Origin of the sequence: Pelomonas cellulosilytica (genome assembly GCF_021353265.1) — a bacterium.
In the GTDB taxonomy this organism is placed as follows: domain Bacteria; phylum Pseudomonadota; class Gammaproteobacteria; order Burkholderiales; family Burkholderiaceae_C; genus Pelomonas; species Pelomonas cellulosilytica.
On record NZ_JAJTWU010000005.1, the window covers coordinates 443,606 to 455,088 of the forward strand.

Genomic DNA, 11,483 nt, shown 5'->3' on the forward strand with positions numbered 1-11,483 from the left:
CCGTGGCGCGCGCTCTGCTCATCGTCGTGCTGCTGATCGGCTTGCTGGGCTTCGGTGCCATGGGCCTGTGCGGCGGGATCATGACGGTCGCAGTCGTGCCGGCGGTGTTCATGCGCGGCGGGGCGCAATCGCTCGGCCTGCTGGTCACCTCGGTGCCCAGCGCCATTTGCGGCTTCTTCATGGCCCGGTTCTTTGTCAACAAGCTCAACGCGCTGCTCGCACGGCGCACTTCCAGGAAGGACCCCGCATGACCCAGGAGACCCCCGGCCGCCTTTGGCGCTTCCTCGGCATCGCCGTCCTCGCCATCGCCACGCTCGGCTTTGGCGCTATGGGCCTGTGCGGCGCGGCCTTCACCGTCATGTCGCTGCCCGGCCTGTTCGCCGGGGGCATCGAGAACTACTCCGGCGCGGCGCTCGTCATTGCCGTGCCCAGCCTGCTGATCGGTGGCGCGGTGGCCGCGTGGGCCGGGTGGATGCTATGGCGTCTGACGCGTACGGCGCCGCCAGCCGATGATGCATGACCCTCTCCGCCGACCAGGCCGCCTGGGCGCATAGCGGCTTTGCCTGGGCCGGCATGGCCCTGGGCGCTGCGATGTGGCGCGCCACGCTCCGGGGCCAGCCCACGGGCGGCGCACTGGCGCCCGGCAACTTCGCCGTGCTGGTGGGCCTGCTGCTTGGCGCCGCCTTAGGCAACAAGGGCGTCTTCCTCATCGAGCGGCCCGACGTGGCGCTGGAGATGTGGCGGGGCCAGCCGGTGTGGCCCGGCCAGAGCATCGTCGGCGGCCTGCTCGGGGGTCTCATCGGCGTGGAGATCGCGAAGAAGCTCACCGGCCAGACGCGCAGCACCGGCGATGCGATGGTCTGGCCCATCGCGGTGGGCCTGGCCATCGGCCGCATCGGCTGCTTCCTCGCCGGCTTGCATGACGACACCTACGGCCTGCCGACCTCGTTGTCGTGGGGCGTGGATTTTGGCGATGGCATCTCGCGCCATCCCACGCAGCTCTACGAGATCGCCGTCGTGCTGCCGCTCGGCTGGGCGCTGAGCCGTTCGCGCTTCGCGACGCCAGGCCTCGCGTTCAAGTTGTTCCTGAACGCCTACCTGCTGTGGCGCTTTGCCGTCGAGTTTCTCAAGCCCGTGCCCGTCGCGTACCCGCTAGGCCTGTCCGGCATTCAGTGGACCTGCCTCGCGGCCCTCGCCGTCTACCTGCCCCTCACGCGGCGCGCCACGCGCCAAACCGCATGACCCGCAAAGTCCGCCCCTACCTGTTCTACGACACGACGCAGTCGGTCTGCACCACCTGCCTGCGGCCCGTCGAGGCCAAGATCGTCATCAAGGACGGCCAGGTCTTCATGGACAAGTGGTGCCCCGCGCATGGCACCGAGCGCGTGCTCGTCAGCGACGACGCTGACTACTACCGCCTGTGCCGCGAGGTGTACGTGAAGCCGCCCGAGATGCCGCAGCGCTTCGCCACGCCGATGGCCTACGGCTGCCCCTATGACTGCGGGCTGTGCCCCGACCATATGCAGCACAGCTGTCTGTCCATCGTCGAGATCAGCGACCACTGCAACCTGCGCTGTCCCACCTGCTACGCGGCCTCCGGACCTGAGCGGCTGACGCATCGCTCGCTGAACGAGGTGATCGCGATGCTGGAAGCCATCGTCGCCAGCGAGGGCGAGGCTGATGTCGTGCAGCTCAGCGGCGGCGAGCCCACGCTGCACCCGCAGTTCTTCGACATCCTCGACGCGGCCAAGGCGCGCCCCATCAAGCACCTGATGGTCAACACCAACGGGCTGCGCCTCGCGCAGGACGCGGCCTTCGCCGAGCGGCTGGCCAGCTACGCGCCGGGCCTGGAGGTCTACCTGCAGTTCGACTCGCTCAAGCGGGACGCGCTGATGGACTTGCGCGGCGCCGACCTGCGCCGGCCGCACGACGAGGCGCTGTCGCGGCTGGAGGCGCTGGGGCTGTCCACCACGCTGGTGATGACGGTCAAGCGCGGCGTCAACGACGACGAGATCGGCGACGTGATCCGCCACGGCCAGTCGTTTTCATGCGTGCGCGGCGTGACGCTGCAGCCCATCCAGAACGCCGGCCGCGTGGAGGCCTACGACGCCGCGAAGCACCGCCTCACGGTGAGCGAGCTGCGCCGCCGCATTGCCGAGCAGAGTGGCGTCTTCACACCGGCCGACGTGCTGCCCGTGCCGTGCAACCCCGACACGCTGGCGATGGCCTATGCCATCCGCAGCCAGGATGCCAAGAGCGGCCTCGTGCCGCTGACGCGCTACCTGGACCCCGCCACGCTGCTGTCCGGCGACCGCAGCACCATCGTCTTTGAGGGTGACCCGGCGCTGAAGGCAGCCGTGTTCAAGCTGTTCTCCACCAACCACTCGCCGGAGAGCGGTGCCAACTGCCTGTCCGAGCTGCTGTGCTGCCTGCCGAAGATCGTCGCGCCGCAGCTCAGCTACCGCGACGTGTTCCGCGTGCTCATCGTGCAGTTCATGGATGCGCAGTCGCTGGACATCCGCTCGCTGAAGAAGAGCTGCATCCACATCGCGCGGCCGGACGGCCGGCTCATTCCGTTCGAGTCCTACAACCTGTTCTACCGCGACGAGCGGCAGCAGGCGCTGGCGGCCATCCGCGCCGAGATCGATGCGCAGCGCGAGCAGCGGCTGCGGGTCGCCAGGCCGTCGCTGGCTATCGTCCCCGCCTGAACAGGCGCTTTAGACGCAGCTTGATCGCCCGCGCGGTGCGCCACACCGCGCTGCTTCGCACCCACGCCAGCAGCTCGGCCTTCCAGCGCGTCCAGCGCTCGTAGACACGTGCAAACCAGGCCAGCTGCATCAGCGCCGGCTGGATCAGCTGGAACAGCCACGCCAGCAGCGCCGTGCCAAACAGCTTGGCGGCGATGATGACACCCACGCCCAGCAGGGCGTGGCCCTTGGCCACCAGCCACACCGCGGCGAGCTTGATCGGCAGGATCAGCAGGCTGGGCAGCACCAGCACGACCACGGCCCAGCGCGGCGGCAGGCGCTTCAGCAGCGCCTCGACCTGCCGGATGACCGGCAGCCGCGCCAGCAGCGCGAACACGCGGCGCAGCGGCTCCCAGCCCCATTCCTCGAAGAGGATGAGCAGCGCCAGGACGACCCGGAGGAGCCAGCGCAGCGGGGCGAGCAGGGTCTTGAGCATCAGGCTCCCAGCGGAATCACGGAGCCTGCAGTTTGACCCGGCAGCGTAACCCTGCCGGAAGTTCACCCTTGGCGTTGTCGATCTCGGCCACGATGCCGAAGGTGCCGGCCGCGGCGTCCACCACGCGGTCCACCGTGCGCACCTTGGCGCGGATGGGCTTGTCGGCGAACGGCGTCTCGGGCGTCACGGTGACGATCTGGCCGGCCCTGACTTGCGTGAAGGCCTTGACCGGCAGCAGCGCCTGCACTTTCAGCGGGTTCGTCTGCGCGATCTTCAGCACCGGCTTCTTCGTGTCGCTGCTGTCCATCAGCGCGCCGGGGTAGAGGTACTGGTCCACGACGACCCCGCTGAACGGCGCGAGGATCTGGCGGCGGCGCAGCTGGTCCACCGCCTGGCGGTGGTCCAGCCGGGCGATCTGGTTGTTCTCGGTCGCGGTCTTCAGTTCGGCCTCGGCCAGCTTCAGCTCGGCCTGCGCATCCTCCACCGCCTGGGCGGAGACGAACTCCTCGGCCAGCAGATCCTGCAGCCGCCGGGCTTTCTCGCGCAGTGCGGTCACCTTGGCGCGCGATTGCTCGGCCTGGCCCTGCGCCTCGGCCCGCGCCCTGGCGGACTCGGCGGCGCTCGCCTCCACGCTGCTTTCGATGCTGACGAGCACCTGGCCCTGGCGGATGGCCTCGCCGCGACCGGCATGCACCCGCTCCAGGATGCCGACGACGGGGCTGCGGATCTCCACCGTCTGGTTGGGCTCGATCATGCAGTCGTAATCCTGGGCGAACGCGCAGGACGTGACGCTCATCAGCATCGTGAGGAAGAGCCTGTCGCGACGCGACACGGCGACGGATCGCGCGACTGCCGTGGAACCGGCTTTGCCGGGCCACTGGCAGTGCCCCCTTGAGGGGGCGCGCGGAGCGCGTAGGGGGTGAGTCATGATGTGGAGCCGGCAATGCCGATGATGCGGTGCAACTCGCGATCCTGGCGGAGGGTTTGCTTGCGGGCCTGCCAGGCGCGGCGTTCGGAATCGCGCTGGGCCAGGCGCACGGCCAGTGTCAGGCCACGGCCCTGGGTGAGCGCGGCGCGCAGCGGGCCGGGCAGCGTCTTGAACAGCGGGTCGTCGGCCGCCACCATCGCCCGCACGGTTCCGGGCTGGCCCTGGCGGCCGCTGCGGCCGAAGAGCTGGCGGTCCACCCGCGGGGACTCGTGGTACTCGGTCAGGATCACGTGCAGGCCGCCCGCCGCCAGCGCCGTCGCGTCGGGCTTGATGTCCGTGCCGCGGCCGGCCATGTTGGTGGCGATGGTGATGCGGCCCGTGCCGCCCGCGCGCGCCACGATGGATGCTTCCTCGGCGTCCTGCCGCGCATTGAGCACGACGGCCTCGACGCCGCGGGCGGCGAACACCGCCGCGACCGCCTCGCTGGCTTCCACGCTGCGCGTGCCCACCAGAACGGCCTGGCCGCGGGCGGCGGCCGCGATGGCCTCGTCGGCCACAGCCTGCCATTTGGTGGCGGCATCGGCAAAGCAGCGCGGCGGCAGCTCGTGGCGCTGAATGGACCGGTTCGTCGGAAGCCGGCGCACGCGCAGCCGGTAGGTCGCCCACAGCTCGGTGGCGGCCTCGGCGGCGGTGCCAGTGAGGCCCGCCAGCAGGTAGTAGCGGCGGAAGAAGCGCTGGAAGGTCATGCGCGCCAGCGTGTCGCGGCCGGCCGTCAGCGGCACGCCTTCCTTGGCCTCGATGAGCTGGTGCAGGCCCTGCTCCCAGCTGCGGTCGGGCATCACGCGACCGGTGCTCTCGTCGACGATCTGCACTTTCAGGCCCTCTTCGGGCTTCTCGCCCGGTGCGAGGATGTAGTGCTGGTCGCGCTCGTAGAAATGCAGCGCCGCGAGCGCCTGACGCAGCAGCTGCTCCCGCCAGGGGCGCGCGCGCCAGACCGGGCGCACTCCCTCGGGCAGCGGCGGGCAGACGTCCAGCGCGACGGCGGTCAGCTCGACCTCGCGGTTCGCCAGGTTCAGCGCGTAATGCTCGCCCGCGCGCAGGCCGCGTGCGGCCTGGATGGCCCAGGCCAGCAGCGCCGGCTCGTGCAGGCCTTCGGCCTCCTGCGAAATGATCATCGGCGTGCGGGCCTCGTCGATAAGCACGCTGTCGGCCTCGTCGACGATGGCGAAATGCAAGGCCGGAATGAGCGGCTCGCTCGCCTCGCCACGCACGAAGCCGCGCACGCCCGCCACGCGGCCAGGGAGCAGGCCGTGGCCGGCCAGACGGTCCTTCAGGTAGTCGAACACCAGCTCCTTGCCGCTGACGTAGCAGATGGCATGGCGGTAGGCCTTGCGACGCTCATCCGGCTCCATGCCGCCTTTGACGAAACCGGCCGAGAGTCCGAAGAACGCGAACAGCGGCGCCATCTCCTCGTAGTCGCGCTCGGCTAGGTAGTCGTTCGTGCTGACGACGTGCACGCGTGCGCCGCTGGCGGCCATGACGGTCGCCGCCAGCGCCGCCACCAGTGTCTTGCCTTCGCCGGTGCGCATCTCGGCCAGGCGCCCGGTGATCAGCAGCCGCGCGCCGGCGAACTGCACCGCGTGTGGCCACAGGCCCAGCGTGCGGCGTGCGGCTTCGCCCACGCTGCCGAGCGCCTTGGCCAGTGCGACGGCATCGTCCGCACGGGCGCGTAGCGCGGCCATCGCCGCGGCGAGGCGGCCGGCCACTTCGGCGTCGCTTGCCTCGCGCAGCGGCAGGGCCGCGATGGCGGCGTTCAGCGCGGCGATGCTCGCGGCCGACTCGCTGCGCACCGGCAGCCAGCCCGTCACGTCGCGCAGCCAACGTTCCAGTTTCGCGTCGGTCTCAGCGCCGCGCTCGTCGCGCAGCGTGTCGGCACGGCGGAACTCGGGCCCGGCGAGGGCGCGCAGCCAGCGCAGGTCGGCCATGGCGGCGCTCGGGCGTGTGACGGTGGCTTCACTCACGTCAGACACTCAACCGCGCGAGGAAGGCCTGGCGCAGCCGCAGCAGCCACTGCACCGCCAGCGGCGTGGCGCCCAGGTCGAAGCGCACCCATACCTTGTCGCCGAACACGGCGCTGGGCGAGGGGCGGTCCAGCTGCAGCTCGACGTCGAACACGCGGCGCAAGCTGTGCTTGCCGCCTTCCTTGGACGGGTCCACGGCGATCTCGCCGCCACCGGTGGAGCCGAGTGCTGCCGACACCAGCTCGAAGCCGCCGCCCGGCACCTCGCGCCGCACGTGGGCGTCCAGCATTGCATGCGGCGTCTGTACCAGCCGCACCTGCACCGACTGCAGGCGGTGCTTGACGAGGTCGGCGTCCTCCTGCGTGACGGCCACGCGCACGCGGTCCGTCGGGCCGGCTACAAGGTAGCCCAGCAGCTCGCCGCGCTTGACGGCGCGGCCCGTCAGCTCGGTTGGTGCGTCTGGCACCCAGCGGCCGGCCATGCCGGCGGTGACGCTCAAGGCCGCCACGCGCGCGCTCGCCTGCTCGAAGCGCTTCTGCCGCGCTGCCAGCTCGGTGCGTAGCGGGATGGCCCGCGCCGGCTCGGCCACCTCGGCGCGACGCAGCGTGGCTTCGGTCTGGGCCAGTGCGGCGGCCGCCTGCGCCAGCTCGGCCTTCAAGGGCAGGTTGTCGATGGTGAGCAGTGGCGCGGCGCGTGCGACGGTGCTGCCCGGAGCGGCCTGCACCGCGCTGATCTGCCCTGCCGCGTCGGTGCGTACCAGCGCCTCGTCCGGCAGCCACACGACGCCCTGGTGCACGGAGTAGAACGGCAGCGGCACGAGGCCCAGCAGCGCCAGCACGCCGGCCACCCCGAGCGCCGTGCGCCGCTTGGCCAGCCCGCGCCGCCGCGCCAGCGAGCCGCCTTCGTCCAGGTGCTTCCAGGCCTTCCACACTGGCATGACGAGCGCCTGCCATGCCGCCATGACGGCCATGACGGCGCCCACCAGTAGGTACTCGCTGGCGACGAACCAGATCAGCCCGACCGTGATGACAAAGCGGTAGACCGGCGCGATGGCGCCGTACAGCGCGAGGATCCAGCGCTCGCCCGTGGATGCCAGCGGCGGCTCCGCGTCCCTGGCGCCGAACAGCCAGCGGTCGCTCAGGTAGACCCAGTAGCTCTGCGCCCGCTGCGCGAGGTTGGGCAGCTCCAGCAGGTCGGTCGCGATGAAGTAGCCGTCGTAGCGCATCAGCGGGTTGCCGTTGACGAGCACGGTGGACACGCCCGCGATGAGGATGACGTTGTAGACCACCGCCGTGAGCAGCCCGGGCTCGGCCGCCAGCCACACGTACAGTGCGACGGCGCCCAGCGCCAGCTCGGCCATGATGCCCGCCGCGGCCACCTGCGCCCGTGCCCACTTGGATGGGAACGCGTACGACGACGTCGCGTCTACGTACGGCACTGGCGTGAAGATGATGAACAGCAGGCCAATCTCGCGTACCGTGCCGCCCCGCGCCTTTACGGCCAAGCCGTGCGCCCATTCGTGGATGGCTTTCACGACCGGGTAGACGAACCACAGCAGCATCAGGTTGCTGGCCGACAGCACGCGGTCCGACAGGTTCTCGGTCAGTTCGTGCCAGTGCTGTACGCCGAGGAATGCGGCCGGCAGCACCAGCACCAGCCACAGCAGCGCCACCGGCGTGCTGAATAGCGCTCGCGCCAGCGACCGCTGCCTGTCGAACCAGCCGTCCGGGTAGAACAGCGGCAGCCGCAGGCTCATCAGGTTCAGCCAGTTCTGCTTGAACTTCGCCTTGCGCTGCCGCTCGAAGCGCTCGAACACCTCGCCGGCATCGGGCGACACCTGCGTTTGCAGTAGGTCGTTGCTGTGCAGGGCCGACACCAGCTGCACCAGCTCGTGCTGCGAGATGCTGGCGCCACCGTCGACGGCTTCGGCGCAGGCAGCGTCCCACACCTGGTCCAGCGTCCGACGGCCATCGCACAGCGACAGCACTCGCCAGACCTCGGGCGTCATGCGGTGGAAGCGCTGGCTGACCGGGTCCGACAGCAACACCCAGGGCTTGCCGCGCAACAGGCGATGCAGCGGCTGCACGCCGTCGCGCAGGCGCGGCCTCAGATGCCGGAGCGCGTGCCAGTGCTCGGACAGCAGCGCTTGCATGGCTTCAGATCCAGTACTGCCAGAGCTTGAGGCGGAGCCAGTCCAGCGACTCGCGCGTCCAGATCGTCAGCAGGTTGGACTTGCCGACGACGACCTTGGCCACGCCCTGCATGCCGGGGCTCAGCGGCGGTACCTCGCCCACCCACGCCGCCTCGGCGCGGAAGCCGTTGGTGCCGTCCTGCACGCTGGCCGTGGCCGTCACGCGGCTGACCTCGAAGTCGTGGCCCTCGTGAGGCTGGCCGGCCAGCCGCAGCACGCCGCGCTGGCCGGTGCGTACGCGGGCGATGTCGCGCTCGGGCACGTGCAGCACGACGCGGTAGCCTTCGGACGCGATCTCGAACATCTCCTTGCCCAGTTCCACCGGGCCGCCCAGCTGCTGCACCCAGTCGCCGGTCACAACGAGGCCGTCCATCGGCGCGACGAGCCGCGTGCGCGCCAGCTTGGCCTCCACCAGCGCCAGTTGGCCTTCCGATCCCTGCAGCTCGGCGCTGGCCAGCGCCACGTTGGCGGCGTCACGGTCGGCCATCGCCTGGCGCAGCTTGCCCGCGGCCTGGTCGCGTTCGCCGCGCAGTTTGGCCTGCTCCAGCACCAAGTCCCGGTCGTCCAGACGCAGCAAGACCTGGCCCTGGCGTACGCGGTCACCCGGCCGCACCAGCGCCTCGGCGATGAAGCCCTCGAACGGCGCGGTGACGAGCTGCCGCGTGCGGCCCTCGATGACCGTGTGTGCCGTGACGCGGTCGTCCACCGGCACGCCCACCAGCACGGCCAGCATCAGCACCGCCGCGGCGGCGCCGACCTTCCAGGCCCAGTGGCCCGGGCCGCTCAGGCGGCCGCCGATGCGGCGCAACGCGCGCCACGTCTGGCGCGGCAGCGGCAGCTCCGCCGCGCGCCAGTGCCGCAGCAGCGGCTCGGCCAGCGCGGCACTGGTGCGCAGCACCTGCAGCGCCGCGGGTGTCAGTTCGCCCTGCGCGACGAGCACAGCCACGACCTCGCCCTGGTCAAGCAGCGGCAGCGCCCAGGCCTCGGCCTCGGTCAGCTCGCGGCCTTCGACGTAGGCGCGCTGGGCCACCTCGCCCGCGGTGCGTACGGCCGGGCTGGCTGTCTCGGCATGGGACACGTCGGCGGCCACCCACCAGTGCGTGCGGTCCTGCCGCGCCTCGAACAGCGACAGCTGTAAGGCGGACGCCGGCGCCAGTTCGCGTCGCGCCCAGGCGGCAGTGCGGTTGACCCAGTCTTGCGCCGCGGCACGGGCGTTGCGCTGAGAGGCCACATGGCCCATCAGCTCCAGCAGCTCGGCCGCGCGCTGGTTGTGCGCGAGACTCGCGGCCGACAGTGTCAGCTGCAGCCAGCCCAGCGACAACAGCAGCAGCTGCAGGCTGCGGTCGTTGTGCGGTGGGCTCAGCAGCGCGCCGACGATGCCCGGATGGCCGCTGGGCAGCGCGAGGTGCGTGGCAACCAGCAGTTCGCCGGTGGCGACGCGGCTCAGCGCCACCGGGCTGTCGCGCGTGACGCGAGCTCTTGCCTCGGCCCAGGCGTCGGCCACGTCGGCCCGCTCGAACGGCGCGCGCCAGGCGGCATCAGCCGCATGCAGCGCGACGCCCTGGCAGGCCAGCCCCGCGGCATGCAGGCGCTGCAGCCACAGCGCCAGGGCCGGCGCCAACTCGGCGGCCTGCGGTGTGGCCGACGGCGGCGGCAGGACGACTTCGTGGTCGCTCACGCGTATGCCCTCGGCATCGCGGGACCCTCCAAGAGGGACGCGAGCGTTCCCTTCGGGCTGCCGTGCGGGATCACTCATGAGCGGTCCTTCGCACGCCCCATCGGCATCGGCTGGTGCGCCACCAGCTGCGCGTCCAGCGCCTCCCAGTCCGCGTCGCCCAGCTGCCCGGCGAGCGCCCGCAGCTTGAAGTAACTCGCCCACGCGTCATGCCGCGCACGGGACAGGTCGCGGCGCGCCTCGAACAGCTTGCCCTGCGCCTCCAGCACATCAGCATTCGTCTTGATGCCCACCTCGAAGCCGCGCTGGTTGGCCCGCACCGACAGTGCCTGCGAGCGCTCGGCAGTGGCCAGCGCCTTGGCCTGCGACAGCGCCGACAACGTCGACACGAAGGCCTGGCGCACGCCGATGACGAGGGTCCGGCGCGCCAGGTCGAGCTCGCCGGCGGCCTTGTCGCGCAACGCGAGGTTCTCGACGACCTTGGACTGCGTGGCACCGCTGGCGAACAGCGGAATGGTCAGCGTCGCGCCGATGGCGGCGGTGTTGCCGCGGCGCGGGAAGATGCTCGTGACCGTGCCGTTGTCGTTGGAGCGTGTGTAGCTGGCGTTCAGGTCCACGGTGGGCGCATGCGCCAGCGAGGCCTTGCGCACCTCGGCCTCGGCAGCCTCGACGGCCAGCCGCGCCTGGCGCAACTGCGGGCTGTCGCTCTCGGCGCGAGACAGCCAGTCGAGCACGCCGTCAGCCTGCAGCGCCGGCAAGGCCTCCGGTGCGACGGCGCGCGCGAGCAATGCGGGCGTCGGCCCATTGGCGATTTCAGCAAGCACCTGCTGGCGCAGGTCCAGCTCGGCCTCGGCAGCGAGCACCTGTGCCACCGCGCTGTCCACACGGGCTTCGGCCTCTCGCACCTCGGGCGCCGCGGCGCGGCCCACTTGGAAGCCTCGCCGTGCCGCCGCCAGCTGCTCGCCGTAGGCTTCGCGCAGCGCTTGTGCATGGGCCAGCACGTCGCGTGCCTTGAACACCTCCAGCACGGCCTCCGCAAGCCGCTGCTGCGCCTCCAGCCGCGCCTGCATCAGCGCGCTCTCGGCCTGCTCGCGCTGGCTGCCGGCGGCCTGCAGCGCCGGGTACAGCGCGCCGCGCCACAACGGCTGGTTGACCTGCACGACGTACTGCTCCGACTGGATTGGCCGGCGCGTGTATCCGGGCGCCTCGGCGTAGTGGCTATTGCTGCCCGTGGCCGTGAAGTTGGCCGTCGGCCCATAGGCCGCCCGGGCCTGGAACAGCCGTTCGTCCGCCGCACGAAGCGAGGCACTGCTGGCGCGAACGGCGGGGTCGGCGTCGAGGGCACGGGTGGCCAGCTCGGGCAGGGTCTGCGCGGCGGCGGGCAGCGACTGCAGCGCGAAAAGCAGAGGCAGGAGTCGGATCAAGAGACGGCCCAAACGAAAAGCGCCGGCCGAAAAGGCCGGCGCACGAGTATGCGCAAATGCG

The 11,483-nt window shown here is 71.2% G+C and carries 10 protein-coding genes; 4 read left to right on the forward strand and 6 right to left on the reverse strand.

The window, feature by feature from the left end; translation table 11 throughout:
• Positions 1 to 2 precede the first annotated feature (2 nt).
• Genes LXT13_RS15330 through LXT13_RS15345 form a run of 4 tightly spaced genes read left to right on the forward strand, consistent with a single transcriptional unit; the run spans position 3 to position 2,708 of the window.
• Complete coding sequence (locus LXT13_RS15330) at positions 3 to 251, forward strand: hypothetical protein (RefSeq protein ID WP_233372826.1); 249 nt, start codon at positions 3 to 5, stop codon at positions 249 to 251.
• The gene (locus LXT13_RS15335; protein WP_233372827.1) at positions 248 to 520 is read left to right on the forward strand and encodes a hypothetical protein; all 273 of its coding nucleotides are present in this window, start codon (positions 248 to 250) and stop codon (positions 518 to 520) included. Before LXT13_RS15330 ends, LXT13_RS15335 begins: the two co-directional genes overlap by 4 nt.
• Positions 517 to 1,242: a prolipoprotein diacylglyceryl transferase gene (locus LXT13_RS15340; protein WP_233372828.1), complete on the forward strand. Its 726-nt coding sequence runs from the start codon at positions 517 to 519 to the stop codon at positions 1,240 to 1,242. Before LXT13_RS15335 ends, LXT13_RS15340 begins: the two co-directional genes overlap by 4 nt.
• On the forward strand, positions 1,239 to 2,708 hold the full coding sequence (locus LXT13_RS15345) for a radical SAM protein (protein ID WP_233372829.1): 1,470 nt from the start codon (positions 1,239 to 1,241) through the stop codon (positions 2,706 to 2,708). The genes LXT13_RS15340 and LXT13_RS15345 overlap by 4 nt, the downstream gene beginning before the upstream one ends.
• Here LXT13_RS15345 and LXT13_RS15350 read toward each other — a convergent pair.
• The 6 genes from LXT13_RS15350 to LXT13_RS15375 all read right to left on the reverse strand — a co-directional run bounded on the left by LXT13_RS15350 (position 2,692) and on the right by LXT13_RS15375 (position 11,422).
• Positions 2,692 to 3,183, reverse strand: coding sequence for a hypothetical protein (locus LXT13_RS15350; RefSeq protein WP_233372830.1), 492 nt, complete (start codon positions 3,181 to 3,183; stop codon positions 2,692 to 2,694). The two genes, LXT13_RS15345 and LXT13_RS15350, sit on opposite strands and share 17 nt — an antisense overlap.
• A 16-nt stretch (positions 3,184 to 3,199) precedes the next feature.
• Positions 3,200 to 4,015: an efflux RND transporter periplasmic adaptor subunit gene (locus LXT13_RS15355; protein ID WP_233372831.1), complete on the reverse strand. Its 816-nt coding sequence runs from the start codon at positions 4,013 to 4,015 to the stop codon at positions 3,200 to 3,202.
• Between the two features lie 92 nt (positions 4,016 to 4,107).
• Entirely contained in the window at positions 4,108 to 6,132 is a 2,025-nt protein-coding gene (locus LXT13_RS15360; protein ID WP_233372832.1) for a preprotein translocase subunit SecA, read from the reverse strand.
• Position 6,133: 1 nt separating this feature from the next.
• Positions 6,134 to 8,284: a site-2 protease family protein gene (locus tag LXT13_RS15365; RefSeq protein ID WP_233372833.1), complete on the reverse strand. Its 2,151-nt coding sequence runs from the start codon at positions 8,282 to 8,284 to the stop codon at positions 6,134 to 6,136.
• A 4-nt stretch (positions 8,285 to 8,288) separates the two neighbouring features.
• Positions 8,289 to 10,001 carry an HlyD family efflux transporter periplasmic adaptor subunit gene (locus tag LXT13_RS28820; RefSeq protein WP_233372834.1) on the reverse strand — a complete coding sequence of 571 codons (1,713 nt, stop codon included), beginning with the start codon at positions 9,999 to 10,001 and terminating at the stop codon, positions 8,289 to 8,291.
• 74 nt (positions 10,002 to 10,075) lie between these two features.
• A complete protein-coding gene (locus tag LXT13_RS15375) occupies positions 10,076 to 11,422 on the reverse strand; it encodes a TolC family outer membrane protein (RefSeq protein WP_233372835.1) in 1,347 nt (448 codons plus the stop codon).
• Between the last annotated feature and the right edge of the window lie 61 nt (positions 11,423 to 11,483).